Below are 17212 nucleotides of genomic sequence, written 5' to 3'. Positions count from 1 at the left end.
GCACGGTCGTGGCTGCTGGATAGCGGCCTGCGGAGTCGGCCCAGGAGAGGGCCGCCCGATGGACAGTCAGCAGCAGGCACTGGTGGCCGGTCCAGGTTGCGCGTAGCGCAGCCCCAACACGAGTCCTCTACAGGTTGGTATGCCCTGGTTCGCCGATAGTTTCCATCCCATCCCAACAGAGGCGGAGAGGCCGTGAAGACGAGAACCGCGACCGTGTGGTTCACGCCGGCGTTGCGCACGCTCACAGTTCTCCTCGGCGCGGGGTCATTCGGACTAGGGGCACATGCGGTCTTCGCGACCCAGAACGGGACCGGCGCCGCAGCGTTGATCGTCTTCGGGGGCGTCCTCCTTCTCCTCGCTCTACTGGGCAGTCGCGTCGAGAGCCTCGAGTTCGGAGGGGCCACCCTGAGGCTTCGGGCCGCCGCAGCGGAGAGGTTCGCACTGGCGGAGGAGTCCGAACGTCTGGGCGACGTTGCCACGGCTCATCAGTTGCGTGCGGAGGCGAGGACGCTGCTGGACGCTGCGGGGCCCATCGCCGCCGACTACGGCTCAGTGCGTGGATCGATGCGCCCCGGTGCCGCGCGCACCCAGGCTCTGGAAGACGTGATTGCCCGCGCGCGCCGCTTGGCGCAGGAGCAGTCCTTCGAGTCGGCCGAAGTCTCGCGCTGGTTGCGGGAAGGTACGGAGGAAGAGCGCATCACGGCCTTGGCGATGATGCAGGCCAAGCCTGAACTCCAGAACTTCGAAGCCACCCTCGCCGCCATCAGGCACCCGCGCACCCCCTTCGAGCAGTACCACGCGATGCGGCTCGCGGTGCAGATGGTCGACGGACTCGACGGAGGCCAGGCCAGGAGGCTGGCTGAAACAGTGGAGAGCCAGAGGGGTGTCCGCTTCCGAAGAGACTCAGACCGCGCGAGGCTTCGTGAGGAGATCCTCCGGAAGGTACGCGGTCGCTCGTAGGAGCGGGATGGGGAGGCCCAACGAGCGGGCGTCTCGGACTCACCGCGTCCGGCTTCCGGAAGGCGATTCCGAGACGGTTCGACGAGAGGACGAGGGGGCGGGCTCCACAGCGGCGAGTCGCCCTCCGGGCAATCGACTCGCGCAGCCCGTGGGGCGTGGGAAGTCGGTGACCTTGCCCGGCATGTCGAGGGCGACCGGGCAGTTCCGGGGCCGGGGCGTCCTCCTGCTGGATGGCGGGCCGTCGGGCATGAGGTGGGCGACGGCCGTACGGATCGCACTCGGGCTTCGCGACCAGATTCAGATTGGTCGTACGCCTACCGCCGGGGGCCGGTGTTCTGATGCGGGTCCTCACAGCGACCGACCGTGCAGCATCAAGGTGGTCGCGTGGACGTATGAGTGAGGCGCCCGGACGGCGCCGACTACGACGCTCCGCACGTGGCCAGCGCGGTTCGCGCGAGCTCGCGCAGCCAGGCGTGGGCGTGGTCGGTGTCGTAGCGCTGATGCCACGACAGGTAGATCGGTGCTGACGGCAGTTCGAGCGGGAGGGGGAGCACGACCAGGCCGAGGTCGGCGACCGCGGACCTCGTGGTGGCTTCGGGGACGCTGATCAGGAGATCGGAGCCGCGCGCGAACTCCAGCGCGGCCGCTTCCGTGGGCGCGGTCGCCACGACGCGGCGGGTGAGGCCGAGCCGCGCGAGGGCGTCGTCGAGGCCATTGCCGAGGTTTCCACGTCGCGAGACGGTGACGTGCTCAGCGGCGGCGTACTGCTCTGTGGTGACGGTCCTGACGCGGGTGAGGGGGTGCCCCTGCCTCGCGACGATGACGAGGCGGGTCTCACCCACCTTCTCGGCACGGATGTCCGGTGCGCTCGGGCCGTTGGCGTTCGCCTCCAGGTCGACGTCGCCGCGCCGCAACTCGGGGGTGTCGATGCTCGATTCCGCGACGAAGCGCAATCGCACGCCAGGCGCCTCTTCACGCACGGCCGAGAGCAGTGCGGGACCGCTCAAGGCGACCAGGGAATCGTGCCAGCGGAGTGTGAAGGTGCGCTCCAACGTTGCCAGATCGAGTTCACGGCTCGGTGCCAGCACGCCTTGGACCTGGTGCAGCAGCTCGTGCACCTGCTCCCGGACGGCGATCGCGTACGGCGTCGGGGTCATCGTGCGCCCGGTGCGCACCAGGATCTGATCCCCGGTCGTGCGCCGGATCCGGCCCAAACTCCGGCTCATCGCGGGAGCGGTGACGTGCAGGCGTGCGGCCGCCCCGGCCACGCTGCCCTCCTCCAGCAGCGCGTCGAGCGCGGCCAGCAGGTTCAAGTCCAATTGCATGTGAGTAATCCTAGCCGTGCTTCACATGCATTTGAAGTTAATCCGGGGGCTGCGTACCTTCGAGAGCAGAGCGCTGAACAGAGCGCACAGTTCGGCCCGAACGGCCCCATCACCGCCTCTTTAAAAGGGAGTTCGCCATGTCCGAAATACTTCAGACCACTGACGTCGCCACCTCCGACGCCGACCTGCTCGACCAGACCGCGATCGCCGTGCGCGCGGCAGGTTCGGCGCTGCGCGAGCGCTTCGGCAACGTGGTCCGCTACCAGACCCGCGAAGAGCTGATGCGCGCGCTCGCCGCCAACGACGACACGGCCCTCGACATCCTGCGCCCCCGCCTCACGCGCCTGCGCCCGGACGCCGGCTGGGTGGAGGACGAGCTGGACGGCGGGGCGCTGCCGCCCGGCGAATGGTGGGTCGTGGATCCGGCCGAAGGCAACGTCAACCACCTGCACGCCCTGCCGGAGTGGGCGGTGACCGCCACCCTCGTGCGTGAGAACCAGCCGGTGCTCACCGCGGTCCACCTGCCGATGACCGGCGAGACCTACACCGCGCTCACCGGCGCGGGCGCCTTCCTCGACGGTCGGCCGCTGCAGGTCTCCGGGGCCGAGGACCTCGGCCTGAGCATCGTGGCCACCAGCCAGGCCCGGCCGGACGAGGACGAGAAGGTCGTGCGGCGCGTCGGCTCCTCGATCACCGCGATGCTCTTCGACGCGCTCGTCGTCCGCACCGCCGTGCCCGCGACCCTGCACCTGCTGAACGTGGCAGCCGGCCGGATGGACGCCTTCTGGCAGTTCGCCGGCGCCCGCGCGGACCTGCTGCCCGGGGCGCTGCTCGTCACCGAGGCCGGCGGACAGATCTCCGACGCCGAGGGCCGCCCGTGGACCCCGCAGAGCGAGAGCTTCCTGGCCGCCGCGCCCGGTGTCCACGCCGAAGCCGTCGCCACGCTCTCACGCTGACCGCGCACGACAACCCGCACGCACGGAAGGACCAGATCATCATGACCACGATCGCAGTTCTCGGAAACGGCCGCGTCGGCGGCAACCTGGCCAGAGCCCTCACCCGCGCAGGGCATGAGGTGACCGTCGCGGACCGCGCGCCGGGCGCCGCCGCCGACGCTGCCCGGACAGCCCAGATCGTCATCAACGCCACCCCAGGCGCCGGCTCGCTGGACCGGCTCGTCGCCCTGCGCGAGGAACTGCGCGACAAGATCCTCGTCGACGTCTCCAACGCCACCGTCGACGGACCGGACGGACTGCCCGCCGAACTGATCTACCCCGGCTCGAGCCTCGCCGAGCAACTCCAGGAAGCGCTCCCCGAAACGCGCGTCGTCAAGACACTCAACACCATGCTCTTCCCGGTGATGACCGCGCCGGCCACGCTCACCCAGACGCCCGACGCCTTCCTCTCCGGCGAGGACCCGCAGGCCAAGCAGATCGTCCGCGAACTGCTCGTCAACCTCGGCTGGCGCAAGGAGTGGATCACTGATCTCGGCGGGATCCAGACCGCCCGCGCCACGGAGGCCGCGATTCTGTTCGTACCGCACGTGATCCGGTCCAGCGGATTCACGCCCTTCGCGATCTCGATCACCCGCTGATCCGCACACGGTGCACCGCCCCCGCTCTACGTGGATCACCGAGCCCTCCCCGGGCGGATTCGTGGACCCGCCCGCGAGGGCCCGAGGTCTGTGCACATGTGGAAGAGCCGGGCAGACCAACCACGACCGCGCGACGTCCACCAGCCGACCAGCCCGGGCCCCCGCCAATCCATCACTTCGAAATCACGCCGGTGGACCGGGGCTCAGTACACCGTTCCGTTGGCGCGCTTGCCGGGCGAGCTGGACAGGGAGCTGATGGTGTCGTGCTTGACCCAGCCGCCGGTCGCCGAGCCGTCTGGGCTTCGGTTGATGGACACCCCGTCGGAGTTCGCCTGGCTCGAGGAGTAGCTCATCGACTGGACCGTCGCTCCGGCCGAATCCCGCAGGATCACCTGGTCACCGCTGTTGGACAGGTTGAGGCCGCCAGTACTGGCTGCCGCCGCCGCGATGCCACCGGGGATCGAGGAGCCCGCACCGAACACGGTGATCGCCTTGCCGGGCTGCAGCGTCGTACCGGCCGCGAACGTGTGCCGCACCGCCGACCCGTCCTGGACGGTCCAGCCGGCGATGCTGATTGCCGTGCCACCGGTGTTCGCGATCTCGATGGCCTCGCCGGCGGTGCTGCTGCCCGGTTCGTTGGCCAGCACCTCGTTGATGATGACGTTGGCGGGTCCGCCGCCACCGCCGATGACGAAGTCGTAGCGAGCCAGCACCGGGTAGTGGTCGCTGGTCGTCGTCGGGTAGTTCGGGACATAAGGCTGGGGCTGGAAGGCGGTCGCCGAGCCGGCGACGTACTTCGCCTGCACCTCGTTGGTGGTGAGCTGGTGGTCGATGAAGTCCGGGTAGCCCGCCGTCGACGGCACGCCCGCCAGCGACAGGGCCCGCGTCGGGAAGGTGTAACGGGCCGCGTCGTTCACGAAGTTGGCGTAGGGCGAAGCCTTCTCGGGAGTGATGGAGGTGTCGACGTCGTCGTTCCAGTCACCGATGACGAAGACGTTCTGTGTGGGGTAGGTCGTGTCGAGGTAGGACTTGAGGGCCTGCGACGCGGGGTTGCGCAGGTTCCACGCATCCTGGGTGGACCCGGCCTTCGCGTGCAGGACGACGAAGACGAGGTCACGGGTGACACCGTCGAATGTGCCGCGCAACGTGAACTCCACCGGCGGGCGGCCGGCGAAGTTGCTGTTCTGGTTGGTCAGGATGACCTTCGCGCTCACCAGGGTGGCCATGCTGGAGCGCCAGACGAGGGCGACCTTCTGCTCGGTGTTGCCGAAGTCCGAGTAGTACTGCGCGCCGTTCGTCACGATCGGGTCGTTGGCCACGACCCCGGTGTACCCGGGCATGCCGGCCACGAGCGTGTCGAACGCCGAAGTGCTGACGACCTCGGAGAGGCCCCACACGTCCATGTCGGCGCCCGCCATGACGTCGCGGACGTTCCGCTGTTGAAGCGCCTCGTCGGTCGGGCCGAAGTCCGGCGCACCGAACCACTCGACGTTCCAGTTGCCGACGTCGAGCTGTGTCGGCGATCCCTGCGACGGAACCGAGGCGGCGGCATTCGACGCGGGGGCGGTGGTGAGCATGGCCAGCGTCACGGCGGCGGCCAGGCAGGCGGCGCCAAGCGTGGTGGTGCGGCGGGGGCGTCTGACAGGTAGGTGACGAGGTGACATGAGGGTGCCTTTCGCGAGCGGTTGCGGACGGTCGCGGTGCACCGCACCGGGTGTGTGTGTGTGGGGGACACGCCGTGGCGGCAGGGCAGTTCTAGGCGGGCCGGGTTGCACGCGGGGGACCGGAAGGTTTCCTCCGCATGTCACTTCTACGCGCGTTGCGCAGTGTGCACCGGGCGTCTATGCGGCGCCATACCTCCGACGGGGCCCAGCTGTTGAGGGGCGCTCCCCACGTCCTGTCCCCACGGCCTCGGATACCGGCCCATCCCCGGAACACATCATCCGATGTAACGGCCGCTACATTTCTGTGCGTGTCGAACAGTGAACCGGCGCCGGGCGAGCGGTGGCTCGTGCTTGTCGTCAAGATCCCCGCAGAACCGTCCCGCCACCGGGTCGCCGTCTGGCGCGAACTGCGCCGCATCGGAGCCCTCTCGATCGGGCAGGGCGTGTGGGCCGTGCCCGACGTGCCCGTCTTCGCCGACGGGGTCGCCCGAGCCCTGGAGCTGACCGAGAAGGCAGGCGGGCAGTCCCTCACCCTCAACGCCGCAGGGCGCGGTCCGGGCGACGCCGCCCGATTCCGGGAGCTCTTCAACGCCGCCCGGTCGGCGGACTGGGCCGAGTTCCGCGCCGACTGTGGGAAGTTCGAGGAGGAGATCGCCAAGGAGATCCGCAACGCCACGTTCACCCTGGCCGAGCTGGAGGAAGAGGAGCAGTCCCTGGAGCGGCTGCGCCGCTGGCACCGCGACCTGACCGCGCGCGACGTCTTCGGCGCCCCGGAGGCCGCCGAGGCCGCGGCCCGGCTCAAGACCTGCGCCGCAGTCTGTGAGGACTACGCCGAGCGCGTCTTCGCCGCCCTGCACGAGACCGCGGAGGACCCCCGATGACCGCCACCACGCCCACCGAAGTGCCGCCCGCGCGCCGCATGTGGCCTCTGTACGCAGCCGGGTTCACCACCGCGTTCGGGGCACACGGAATCGCCGCCAACCTCGGCGGCTTCTCCGACGATGCCGTCACTTCCCTGCTTGTCCTGGGCGGACTGCTCGCCCTGTACGACGGCGCCGAGGTCATCCTCAAGCCCGTCTTCGGCACCCTTGCCGACCGGATCGGCGCCAAGCCCGTCCTCGTCGGCGGCGTCGTCGCCTTCGCCGGCGCCTCCGCCCTCTACGTCATAGCCGACAGTCCCGGCTGGCTCTGGGCCGCCCGCCTCGGCCAGGGCGCCGCCGCCTCCGCCTTCTCTCCCTCCGCCTCCGCGCTCGTCGCCCGCCTCAACCCGGCGGCCAAGCGAGGCCGGGCCTTCGGCAGTTACGGTTTCTACAAGTCCATCGGCTACACCCTCGGACCCCTCCTCGGCGGACTCCTGGTCTGGGCCGGCGGACTGCGCCTCCTCTTCGTCGTGCTCGCCGCACTCGGCGCCGCAGTCGCCCTGTGGGCCGCCCTCTCCGTCCCGGCCGCGCCTCCCCTGCCCAAGCAGCGGCAGACCGTCCTCGACCTCGGGCGACGCCTGGCGGACCCGCTCTTCCTCGGCCCCACCGCCGCCCTCGCCGCGGCCACCGCAGCCCTCTCCGTCGGCGTCGGCTTCCTGCCCGCCACCGGCGCCGAGGCCGGACTCGGCACCATCGCCACCGGCGCCGCGGTCTCCGTCCTCGCCGCCACCGCCGCCTTCGTCCAGCCCGCCGCGGGCCGCGCCCTCGACAACGGGCGCCTGACCACCGGCACCGGCCTCGCGGCCGGCCTGGCCCTCACCGCCGGCGGCCTCGCCTGCGCCATGCTGCCCGGACTGGCGGGCGTCCTGACCGCGGCCACCCTGATCGGCGCCGGCACCGGACTCATCACCCCCCTCGGCTTCGCCGCCCTCGCGACCCGCACTCCTGAGGAGCGCATGGGGCAGACCATGGGCGCCGCCGAACTCGGCCGGGAACTCGGCGACGCCGGCGGGCCTCCTGGTTGCCGCCGTCGCGACCGCCGCCACGCTCACCTACGGCTACGCGGCCCTGGCCCTCCTCACCGCACTCGGCGCCATCCTCGCCTTCGCACACCGTTCCCCGTCCGTATCCGAGGCGGGCGCGCAGGCCCGAGACTGAGAGCCACGCCGAGCTCGGCCACCTCCTGGGCCGCGACGGGGTCGGCCCAGGAGGTGGCCTGCGGCTGGGAGCCTGGCGCTTGTGACCAGGGGGTGGCTGGGTGCAGCCGTCGCCAGGATTCGAACCTGGGTTGCGAAGCCGGGCGAACCGGCGTCCGGCGTCCTGGGCCGCTAGACGACGACGGCTGCCCGCGCAGCGTACAAAGGTGCAGCTCGTGGCCACACCCGACTATCGGTCAGCGGCCGGCGACGCGGACACGGAGAACGTAGGGCCGCCCGTTGCTGATCGCCTCTGCCTGTTCACGGAGGTCCGCCGTGGTGAAGCCGAGCAGTGCACGGTCGGCGGCCGCACGGAGCAGGGGGAGGATCTCACCGGTGGGCCGGCCGCGGTGCGTGGCGGCGAGTTCGGTGAACGCTTCCTGATAGGGCGCGCCGTACGCGCTGGCGCTGTCGGCCAGCAGGTGGTCCAGGTGCTGCCTGTCGACCCTGATCTCGCCCATGACCGCTCCCGTGCTCCGGCGGCCGGCACGTCCGGCCTGTGCTCACGACGCTACGAGGGGGGTCTGACAGTCCGGCCGTTCCGAGCGGTGACCAGGGCGTGCGCCTGGACCCTTCCCGTGGGGAGCCGGGAAGGGGCGGCGCGGCCCCGCCCGCTCGACGGCAGGCGGGGCCGACCAGGTACGCGATCCTTCTCCGGGGGTGGTCTGCGAGAACCGCGTGCGCACACCCTGCCACCGCGCCCCGGGTGGGCAACAGGGTCGTGCATGAAAGAACCTTCGGCATATGCGAAGCGCCCCGCCCGGTGCGTTGCCTCTAGAACTGGAAGGTGGCGCCGGTGCGTGCGTGCAGCTCGCAGTCGTTGCCGTAATGCTTCTTGAACGTCACGGGGGGCCGTTCCAGGTGAGAACACGCGGCCCCGCCGCCCGCCCTCGTCTTCGGCATGGACGAGAAGGGGCAGAGTCAGCAGCCAGGGCCGATCGCCGGAGACGATGTCAGGGCGAGCGCGGCGATCCGTAGCTCGGCCGCCCACGTCCGCTGGTCAAGCCCCAACGAGTACTCGATGCAGCACCCGCATGGCGGGATCAGCGATACGAACGATCGCTCCTCAACGGTTTCGGGCTCCGTCTCCCACCAGTCATCTGTCGCCAGATCAGCGGGAGCGATGTCCCCACGGATCAGCCTCGCCGCCAGCCGACGCAGCCCGTGACGCCGTGCCAGGCCCGGATCAGGCAACTCGATTCCGGCATCGGAGAGTGCTTGTTCGAACGCGTCGCGGATATCGCGGGCATCCGCGTTGCGAGGCAAACCGGCGAGCTCGCACAACGTCGGGGTGTCAAGGCCGGCCGCGAGTGCCTCGGCAGCAATCATCGGCAGGTCCTCCGGGCGGATCTCATCCACCCGATACCGGCACGCCACCTCACCCAGAGACGTGAGACCACTCCGGGTTGAGGATTCCGGTTCCGGTGTCGCGCCTGCTGTTCTCATGACTCGTACGATGCCAGCACCGTTCCCTAGGAGTGTTGCCCAGGGGCGGCGATCCGCTCGCCACTCACCCGGTGTGGGTTCGTCCGGGGCGACCTTCGTCAGGACCGTACTGAACTACGTCCGCTCTGCGGACTCCTGGGCGGCCTCGCGGTCGCCGGCGCTGACCAGCCCCGTCTCGTAGGCGACGATGACGGCCTGGACACGGTCACGGAGTCCGAGCTTGGCGAGGATGCGGGCGACGTGGGTCTTGACCGTCGCCTCGGCCAGGTGGAGGCGGGTGGCGAGTTCGGCGTTGCTCAGTCCTCGGGCCAGCAGGCCGAGGACCTCCAGTTCGCGAGGGGTGAGCGAGGCGAGGTCGCGGTGGAGGGCGGCGGTGTCGCTGCCGCGCTGGGCGAACCGCTGCACGAGGCGGCGGGTGATGGCCGGCGCCAGGAGAGCGTCGCCGGTACGGACGGTGCGGACGGCCGCGGCCAGGTACTCGGGGGTGACGTCCTTGAGGAGGAAGCCGCTGGCGCCCGCGGACAGCGCCGCGTAGACGTAGCGGTCGAGGTCGAAGGTGGTCAGGATGATGACGCGAGGATCGCCAGGCGCGCCGGTGAGGATGCGGCGGGTGGCCTCCAGGCCGTCCATCTCGGGCATCCGGATGTCCATCAGAACCACATCGGGCCGGGTGCGGCGGACCGCTTCGACGGCTTCAGCTCCGTTGGTCGCCTCGGCGACGACATCGATGCCGTCGGCGCTGAGGATCATCCGGAATCCGGTGCGGACCAGGGTCTGGTCGTCGGCGAGGAGCACACGCAGCGGCTCGGTCACGATGCCTCCAGGGGGATCAGCGCTTCCACACGGTAGCCGCCGGACAGGCGTCGGCCGGTGCGCAGGGTTCCGTCGTAGACGGCGAGGCGCTCCCGCAGTCCGATCAGGCCCCGGCCGTTTCCGGCGGGCGTGCCCGCGCCCGGGCGTCCACCGGTGTCGGTGACTTCCACCAGGAGCCGCTCCGGGCCGTATGCGACGGTCACCGCTGCGGTGGCACCGGACGCGTGCTTCACGGTGTTGGTCAGGGCTTCCTGGACCACGCGGTAGGCGGCGAGTTCGAGGCCTGGCGGGAGGGGACGGGGCGGACCGGTCACGGTCAGGTCGACGGGCAGCCCGGCGTCCCGGACCCGTCCGACCAGCGCCTGCAGCTGGCCCAGGCCGGGTTGCGGGGCCAACTCCCCCGCCGTGTCGGCCAGGTCCGCATCTCCGTCCGTCCCCTCGCCCTCGTCAGCCATCGTGAGCAGGCCCATGACGTGGCGCAGCTCGGTCATGGCTGCCCGTCCGCCCGCCTCGACGGCGAGCAGTGCCTCGCCGGCCTGCTCGGGTGAGGTCTTCATGATCTTGCGGGCGGCGCCCGCCTGGATGATCATCACGCTGACGTTGTGGGTGACGACGTCGTGCAGTTCGCGGGCGATCCTGGCCCGCTCGTGCTCCACGGCCCGGCGCAGGGCCTCGGCCTGTTCGCGTTCCAGGGCGGACAGTCGGGTGCGGCCGTCGTCGGTGCGGAGCTTCCAGGTACGCAGGCCGACGGCGGCCACGGCCATCGGGGCCAGGATCAGCAGGGCGATGTACTCGTTGGGGACGATCGGTGTCACCGAGTTCCCCGAGGTGCCGACCAGGACGACCGACACCGGCAGCGCCGCCAGGGTCGCCACCCGGTACGGGCTGTAGACGGCGGCGCTGTAGACGGCGATGACGAACGCGTAGAAGGTGAGCCGCATGACGCTGTGCGGTGTCGCCAGTGTCGCGGCCGTCACGACGCACAGCACGGCGAGCGGGTAGCGGCGACGCAGCGCGAGGGCGCCCGAGGCGGTGGCCGCGAGGGTCACCATGAGGGCCAGGCCACCGGCACCGGACGGGCGCGGCACGACGTGCTGCACGCCGGGTGCGATCTCACGCACAACGACGTTGTCGACGTTGTCGATGCCGTAGTAGACCGTGGCGATTCCGAGTGCCAGTGCCACCAGCGCGTCGAACTGCCAGGCGCGCCGGGTGGGCCGCAGCGGTGGACCGCTCGGAAGCCTGGCGTCGCGGACCGTCCGGCGGGCGACTTCACGCAGCCGCTCCAGCGTCGTACGTACGTCCATCACCGGTTCATTGTCGCCGCCGCGCGGATCCGCGGAATCCGTCCCGGTGGTCATTTCGCACGGCACCGGATACATCACTCGCCTACATCGGAAGGATGACGATTCCGGGGCTCGTCCCAGCGCGGTACCGCAAGGGGTTCGGGCGGGCGACGCGTGCGGGCCGGGTCCGCTCCTAGCGTTCACGCAGCCAACTGCCCCTGCCCAAGGAGCCTCCCATGACCATGCCGGTGATCGAACTGCGCGGAGTGAGCCGCCGATACGACGACGGCCCGCCCGCTCTGCACGAGGCGTCGCTGACCGTGCGGCCCGGCGAGGCCGTCGCGATCCTCGGCCCTTCCGGCAGCGGCAAGTCCACGCTGCTGAATCTGATCGCAGGCCTGGACCGGCCGGATACGGGGACCGTCACCGTGGACGGGGTGCGGGTGGACCAGCTGGGCGAAGCCGGATCGGCGCGCTACCGGCGATCGAAGATCGGCATGGTCTTCCAGTTCTTCAACCTGCTCGACGATCTGACTGTGGCGGACAACGTCGTCCTGCCCGCGCGGCTCGCGGGTGTGGCACGTGGCGAGGCCGACCGTCGGGCGGCGGAGCTCCTGGAGGTCCTCTGCATCGACCGGCACGCCCGCGCCTACCCGGGACGGCTGTCCGGCGGCGAGCGGCAACGCGTCGCGGTGGCCCGCGCGTTGATGAACCGGCCGGCTCTGCTCCTCGCCGACGAACCGACCGGGGCCCTGGACACGGCTGCTGGAGAGGACGTCAGCAGGCTGCTCGCCGATCTCCATGCCGAGGGCCAGACCATCGTCGTCGTCACCCATGACCTGGCTTTGGCCCGGTCCTGCACGAACCGTACGGTCCGGATCGCCGACGGCCGGATCACCGAGGACAACCGGTCGCACACCGTCTCTTCGGAGGCCGTCCGATGAGCGCGCTCGGCAAGGTGGTGCGCTCTGGCGTGGGACGACGCCGGGTGCAGACGCTGGTGATCGGGCTCGCCACGATGATGGCGGTGGCCGCCTCCGTCCTCGGCGGATCGCTGCTTGTCGTCTCCGGCGCGCCCTTCGACGACGCCTTCGCCCGGCAGCACGGCGCGCACCTGTCCGTGCAGTTCGACGCGGGCGAGGTGAGTGCCGGGCAGTTGTCGAAGTCCAAGGACGCCGAAGGGGTGAGCAGCGCGGCGGGGCCGTTCCGTACGGCGACGGTCTCCCCGCGGCCGGGCTCGGCCACCCCGGGGTGGCCGATGACCGTCGTCGGCCGGGGCGATCCCGGCCGGGACGTGGACGAGGTGGTGCTGCTCGACGGGCGGTGGCCCACGCGCTCCGGTGAGATCGTGCTGTCCGCGGACTCCTCCCTCATCCCGACCATGGGCATGAAGATCGACTTCCCCAGTCTGTCCGGCGGTCCGACACTGACGGTGGTCGGCGTGGCCCGGTCGGTCACGCGGACCGCCGACGCCTGGGTGGTTCCGTCCCAGATGCCCGCGCTCACCGCGCCCGGCAGCGGCGGCTACCAGATGCTCTACCGCTTCACCGACGCGGGCACCGCCGCGCAGATCGCCGCGGGCGGCAAGGCCGTGATCCAATCCCTGCCGCCGGGAGCGGCCGTCGGCGAACAGTCGTGGCTCACCGTCAAGAAGGCCGCCGAGCGCGACACCGCCGTCTACGTCCCGTTCCTCACCGCGTTCGGGGCCCTCGGCATGGCCATGTCGGTACTCATCGTCGGCAACGTCGTCGCATCGGCGGTCGGCCTGGGGACGCGCCGCATCGGCATTCTCAAGGCCATCGGTTTCACCCCGGCCCAGGTCGTACGCGCCTACGTCGGCCAGGCGCTGATCCCGGCCGGGGTCGGCACGGCCCTCGGCGTCTTCGCCGGCCACCTGCTCGCCGTCCCCGTACTGGCCGAGACCCAGGAGGTCTACGGCACCTCGTCCCTGGCCATCGCCGGCTGGGTCGACCTGGCGGTGATCGCCGGGGTGCTCGGCCTGGTGGCGGCGAGCGCGTGGGCGAGTGCGTGGCGGGCCGGCCGATTGCGTACGGTCGACGCGCTGGCCGTCGGGCGCACCGCTTCGGCGGGGCGCGGCCGGTGGGCTGCCCGCCTGGCCGGACGGCTGCCGTTGCCGCAGCCGGTCGCCCTGGGTCTGACCCGACCGTTCGCACGGCCGGCCCGCGCGCTGGCCATGGGCACGGCGATCGTGTTCGGCGCCATCGCCGTCACGTTCACCGGGGGAATGAGCGCCTCGCTCGGCGGGGTGATGAAGGCCAAGGCCCACGACGCCGCCGATGTCGTCGTGCCCGCGCCCTTGCCGGACTTCGGACCCCAAGGCCCTGGCCCGGGTCCCGGTCCCGACAATCAACCCAAGGCCGATCCGGCTGCGGTCGCCGCGTCGATCGAGGCCACCGCCGGAACCGGAAAGCACTACAGCGCCGCGACGGTACGGGTGGCCGTGTCCGGCCTGACCGGCACCGTCGACGTGATCGCCTTCACCGGCGACGCTTCCTGGGGCGGCTACACGATGGTCTCGGGCCGCTGGATCGACAACCCCGGCGAAGCCGTGGTCCCGACCCCCTTCCTGGCCTCCACCGGCACCCGCATCGGCGACACCGTCACCCTGGACGGCCTGGCCGAGCCGGTCGCGGTCCGGATCGTCGGCGAGGTCCTCGACCCCCGCAACGACGGCATGCAGGTCTTCACCGACGCCTCGACCCTCACGGCCGCCCATCCCGAACCGACGGAAACGAGCCATCACATCGCGGTCACGTCAGGCACCGACGTCACCGCCTACGTAGACGAGCTGAACAAAAAGCTGGCACCCCTGGGGGTCAGTGCCCGGGCCGGCGGGCTCGACGCAGGCGGCGACATGGTCGTCACGCTCAACGCACTCTCCGCGATCCTCACGCTGATGCTCGTCGCCGTCGCCGCGCTCGGCGTCCTCAACGGAGTGTTGCTCGACACCCGCGAGCGAGTCCGGGAGATCGGTGTGCACAAGGCGCTCGGCATGACTCCCCGGCAGACCATCTCCATGGTCCTCACCTCGGTCGCCCTGACCGGACTGGTCGCGGGAGCTCTGGGCGTGCCGCTCGGCGTAGCCCTGCACGGCTGGGTCGTCCCCGCTATGGGCGACAGCGTCGGGCTCCGTCTCCCCGATTCCGTCATCGCCGTCCACCAAGGAGTCGAACTGCTCCCGCTCGCCCTCGGCGGCCTGCTCATCGCCGTCCTCGGTGCGCTCCTGCCCGCCGGCTGGGCCGCCAGGGCCCGAACGGCCACGGCCCTGCGCACCGAATAGGAGCCCTGGCCCCGGAGCGAGTCCTCGCGATCGTGGTCCTGCACAACGCGTACGCTCCGTACAAGGACGCTTTCCTGGTCGGCAGCGGCCTCGGCAGCAACATCCTCATCCGCCACGGGCAGCTGGCGAAGCCGCCGGCCTTGCGGCGGGAGAGCCGGCCGCCCCCTCCCCGCTGGATGTGTGCGCGGCGGGGAGAGGGCGGTCATGCGCAGGTGAACCGCAAGGATGGGATCCGCAGGTCCTTGGCACAGCAGGCGGCTGCGCGGTCATCAGTGACCGCGGGCGATCCAGTCGTCCAGGTGCGGGCTCTCCGCGCCGATGGTGGTGGAGTCACCGTGACCGGTGCGTACGACGACGGCCGGCGGGAGGGTGAGCAGCTTGTGCCGGATGGAGTCGATGATGGTCGGGAAGTGGGAGAAGGACCGTCCGGTAGCGCCGGGCCCGCCTTGGAAGAGCGTGTCGCCGGTGAAGACGGTGTTCAGCGCCGGGGCGTACAGGCAGACCGAGCCGGGGGTGTGACCGGGCGTGTGCAGGACCTGGAGGGCGACTCCGGCGATCTCCAGCATCTGACCGTCGTCGAGGTAGCCGTCGGGCAGCCGGGCCGGGTGGGTCTGCTGCCACAGCGGGAGGTCGTCGCGGTGCAACAGGATCGGTGCGGAGGTGGCGTCGGCCAGGGTGGGGGCGTTGTCGACGTGGTCGTTGTGCGCGTGGGTGGAGATGATCGCACGCAGCGTACGCCCGCCGAGTGCGGCCTCGATGGCGTCGGCGTCGTGGGCGGCGTCGATGACGATGGCCTCGGTGTCGTCGCCGACGATCCAGACGTTGTTGTCGACCTTCCACTCGCCGCCGTCGAGGGCGAAGGTGCCGGAGGTGACGAGTCGGTCGATGCGGGTCGCCATCAGAAGACCACCACCGAGCGCAGGACGTCGCCCTCGTGCATCCGGTTGAACGCCTGCTCGATGTCGCCGAGGCCGATGGTCTCGCTGACGAAGGCCGCGAGGTCGAGGCGGCCCTGCTGGTGCAGGTCGATGAGCATCGGGAAGTCACGGGAAGGGAGGCAGTCGCCGTACCAGGAGGACTTCAGCGCGCCGCCGCGGCCGAAGACGTCCAGGAGCGGAAGGTCCAGCTTCATGTCCGGGGTGGGAACACCGACCAGGACGACCGTGCCGGCCAGATCGCGGGCGTAGAACGCCTGCTGGTACGTCTCGGGGCGGCCGACCGCCTCGATGACGACATCGGCACCATGGCCGCCGGTGAGGGCGCGAATCGCCTCGACGGGATCCGTGGAGCGGGAGTTGACGGTGTGAGTGGCGCCGATCGTCTTGGCCATCTCCAGCTTGCGGTCCTCGATGTCCACCGCGATGATCTTCGCCGCGCCCGCCAACCGGGCCCCTGCGATCGCAGCGTCCCCGACGCCGCCGCAGCCGATGACCGCGACGGAGTCGCCTCGGCCGACCTGGCCGGTGTTGATGGCGGCGCCGATACCCGCCATCACACCGCAGCCGAGAAGACCGGCGACGGCCGGGGAGACCCCGGCGTCGACCTTCGTGCATTGGCCCGCGGCCACGAGGGTCTTCTCGGCGAAGGCACCGATACCCAGGGCCGGAGCGAGCTCGGTGCCGTCCAGCAGAGTCATCTTCCGCTTGGCGTTGTGCGTGTCGAAGCAGTACCAGGGGCGCCCGCGCAGACAGGCGCGGCACTGGCCGCACACCGCACGCCAGTTGAGAATCACGAAGTCCCCAGGCGCGATGTCGGTGACGCCCTCACCGATGGACTCCACGACGCCCGCGGCCTCGTGGCCGAGCAGGAACGGGAAGTCATCGTTGATGCCGCCCTGCTTGTAGTGGAGATCGGTGTGGCACACCCCGCACGCCTGGATCTTCACCACCGCCTCGCCGGGGCCGGGGTCCGGAACGATGATCGTCTCCACCCTGACAGGCTCGTTCCTGCCCGGTGCGATCACTGCTTGAACTTGCTGGGACACCCTGTCCACCTTGCCGTTGTCGTGAATGGGCCTGCGCGCCAAAGCCGTGTCGCAGGCAGCGACTCCGACCGCGCAGGACTGCGCCCGATCCGCAGCGAGACCATCCTCGCTGCTGATCGGGCTGCCCGTCACGGTGACATGGGCTCCGCCGGCCTGAACCACCGCGGGACCGGGCACCCTGGCCGACCTTCGCACGGACCGCGTCGCTGAGTGCGCGCAGCGCCTGCACGCCGACGCATACATCAACGTGCAGGGCGACGAACCGTTCATCTCCCCCGCCGCGATCGATTCGGTCTCCGAAGCCCTGGAGCACCTGGCACCGGACACACTCGCGGTGAACGCGTACACGGAGTTGACAGACGTCGGCGCGGTCCTGGACCACAACGTCGTGAAGGTCGTCGTCGATGCAGATCGCAACGCCCTGATGTTCTCCCGCCAGCCCATCCCCTACCCGCGGGGCGACCGACCGAGATACCTGCGGCAATTCGGGCTCTACGGCTTTACCGGAACGGCCCTCAGACTGTTCCGACAACTCCCGCACGGACCGTTGGAGCGAACCGAGGGCGTGGAGATGCTGCGCTTCGTCGAACACGGGCACCGCGTACAGATGCTCTCCGTCGTGGACGACGGGCTAGGGCCTGTCCGGCGGATCAGGGTCGGATAGGCCGCGGCGTCTGGTGCGGTGCATCGCAAGGCGCCGGAGCGTCTCGATAGCGGAGCTAT

General features: G+C 70.6%; 16 protein-coding genes, 1 tRNA gene and 1 pseudogene. 8 read left to right on the top strand and 10 right to left on the bottom strand.

The window, feature by feature from the left end; translation table 11 throughout:
* Window positions 1-192 precede the first annotated feature (192 nt).
* Window positions 193-960, top strand: a complete 768-nt coding sequence (locus AB0F56_RS35005; RefSeq protein ID WP_362017214.1) for a hypothetical protein — start codon at window positions 193-195, stop codon at window positions 958-960.
* Window positions 961-1379: 419 nt separating this feature from the next.
* Here AB0F56_RS35005 and AB0F56_RS35000 read toward each other — a convergent pair whose 3' ends face one another.
* Window positions 1380-2285, bottom strand: coding sequence for a LysR family transcriptional regulator (locus tag AB0F56_RS35000; protein WP_362017212.1), 906 nt, complete (start codon window positions 2283-2285; stop codon window positions 1380-1382).
* A gap of 137 nt (window positions 2286-2422) precedes the next feature.
* Between AB0F56_RS35000 and AB0F56_RS34995 the strand changes: the two genes are divergently transcribed.
* Both AB0F56_RS34995 and AB0F56_RS34990 read left to right on the top strand, forming a co-directional pair.
* Window positions 2423-3241, top strand: coding sequence for a 3'(2'),5'-bisphosphate nucleotidase CysQ (locus tag AB0F56_RS34995; protein WP_362017210.1), 819 nt, complete (start codon window positions 2423-2425; stop codon window positions 3239-3241).
* A gap of 41 nt (window positions 3242-3282) precedes the next feature.
* Window positions 3283-3879 carry an NAD(P)-binding domain-containing protein gene (locus AB0F56_RS34990; protein ID WP_362017208.1) on the top strand — a complete coding sequence of 199 codons (597 nt, stop codon included), beginning with the start codon at window positions 3283-3285 and terminating at the stop codon, window positions 3877-3879.
* A 203-nt stretch (window positions 3880-4082) separates the two neighbouring features.
* On the opposite strand, the gene AB0F56_RS34985 is transcribed toward AB0F56_RS34990, so the two are convergent.
* Complete coding sequence (locus AB0F56_RS34985) at window positions 4083-5543, bottom strand: lamin tail domain-containing protein (protein WP_362017206.1); 1461 nt, start codon at window positions 5541-5543, stop codon at window positions 4083-4085.
* Window positions 5544-5845: 302 nt separating this feature from the next.
* On the opposite strand from AB0F56_RS34985, the gene AB0F56_RS34980 reads away from it, so the two are divergent.
* Together AB0F56_RS34980 and AB0F56_RS34975 are read left to right on the top strand one after the other, a co-directional pair.
* Window positions 5846-6424 (top strand): Chromate resistance protein ChrB, encoded by a 579-nt coding sequence (locus tag AB0F56_RS34980; protein ID WP_362017259.1) that lies wholly within the window; start codon window positions 5846-5848, stop codon window positions 6422-6424.
* Window positions 6425-6462: 38 nt separating this feature from the next.
* Window positions 6463-7621 (top strand): annotated as a pseudogene (locus tag AB0F56_RS34975) (MFS transporter).
* Window positions 7622-7725: 104 nt separating this feature from the next.
* On the opposite strand, the gene AB0F56_RS34970 reads toward AB0F56_RS34975, so the two are convergent.
* The 6 genes from AB0F56_RS34970 to AB0F56_RS34945 all read right to left on the bottom strand — a co-directional run bounded on the left by AB0F56_RS34970 (window position 7726) and on the right by AB0F56_RS34945 (window position 11225).
* Window positions 7726-7806, bottom strand: a tRNA-Arg gene (locus AB0F56_RS34970).
* A gap of 50 nt (window positions 7807-7856) precedes the next feature.
* The gene (locus tag AB0F56_RS34965) at window positions 7857-8120 is read right to left on the bottom strand and encodes a hypothetical protein (protein WP_362017204.1); all 264 of its coding nucleotides are present in this window, start codon (window positions 8118-8120) and stop codon (window positions 7857-7859) included.
* Window positions 8121-8433: 313 nt separating this feature from the next.
* Entirely contained in the window at window positions 8434-8562 is a 129-nt protein-coding gene (locus tag AB0F56_RS34960) for a hypothetical protein (RefSeq protein WP_362017202.1), read from the bottom strand.
* Window positions 8563-8580: 18 nt separating this feature from the next.
* Window positions 8581-9105, bottom strand: a complete 525-nt coding sequence (locus tag AB0F56_RS34955; RefSeq protein ID WP_362017200.1) for a hypothetical protein — start codon at window positions 9103-9105, stop codon at window positions 8581-8583.
* Between the two features lie 114 nt (window positions 9106-9219).
* Window positions 9220-9918 carry a response regulator transcription factor gene (locus AB0F56_RS34950; RefSeq protein WP_362017198.1) on the bottom strand — a complete coding sequence of 233 codons (699 nt, stop codon included), beginning with the start codon at window positions 9916-9918 and terminating at the stop codon, window positions 9220-9222.
* Window positions 9915-11225, bottom strand: a complete 1311-nt coding sequence (locus AB0F56_RS34945; RefSeq protein WP_362017196.1) for a histidine kinase — start codon at window positions 11223-11225, stop codon at window positions 9915-9917. The genes AB0F56_RS34950 and AB0F56_RS34945 overlap by 4 nt, the downstream gene beginning before the upstream one ends.
* A gap of 215 nt (window positions 11226-11440) precedes the next feature.
* Here AB0F56_RS34945 and AB0F56_RS34940 point away from each other — a divergent pair, with 215 nt between their 5' ends.
* Together AB0F56_RS34940 and AB0F56_RS34935 are read left to right on the top strand one after the other, a co-directional pair.
* On the top strand, window positions 11441-12148 hold the full coding sequence (locus AB0F56_RS34940; RefSeq protein WP_362017194.1) for an ABC transporter ATP-binding protein: 708 nt from the start codon (window positions 11441-11443) through the stop codon (window positions 12146-12148).
* Window positions 12145-14505: an FtsX-like permease family protein gene (locus tag AB0F56_RS34935; RefSeq protein WP_362017192.1), complete on the top strand. Its 2361-nt coding sequence runs from the start codon at window positions 12145-12147 to the stop codon at window positions 14503-14505. The genes AB0F56_RS34940 and AB0F56_RS34935 overlap by 4 nt, the downstream gene beginning before the upstream one ends.
* 269 nt (window positions 14506-14774) lie before the next feature.
* On the opposite strand, the gene AB0F56_RS34930 is transcribed toward AB0F56_RS34935, so the two are convergent.
* Window positions 14775-15404 (bottom strand): MBL fold metallo-hydrolase, encoded by a 630-nt coding sequence (locus AB0F56_RS34930; protein ID WP_362017190.1) that lies wholly within the window; start codon window positions 15402-15404, stop codon window positions 14775-14777.
* Window positions 15404-16489: an S-(hydroxymethyl)mycothiol dehydrogenase gene (locus AB0F56_RS34925; protein ID WP_362017188.1), complete on the bottom strand. Its 1086-nt coding sequence runs from the start codon at window positions 16487-16489 to the stop codon at window positions 15404-15406. Before AB0F56_RS34925 ends, AB0F56_RS34930 begins: the two co-directional genes overlap by 1 nt.
* 178 nt (window positions 16490-16667) lie before the next feature.
* Here AB0F56_RS34925 and AB0F56_RS34920 point away from each other — a divergent pair, with 178 nt between their 5' ends.
* Complete coding sequence (locus AB0F56_RS34920; protein ID WP_362017257.1) at window positions 16668-17153, top strand: hypothetical protein; 486 nt, start codon at window positions 16668-16670, stop codon at window positions 17151-17153.
* Window positions 17154-17212: the final 59 nt, after the last annotated feature.

This window comes from Streptomyces sp. NPDC026092 (genome assembly GCF_040638605.1).
Taxonomy (GTDB): Bacteria; Actinomycetota; Actinomycetes; order Streptomycetales; family Streptomycetaceae; genus Streptomyces.
This window is presented reverse-complemented; position numbering and strand designations above follow the sequence as displayed.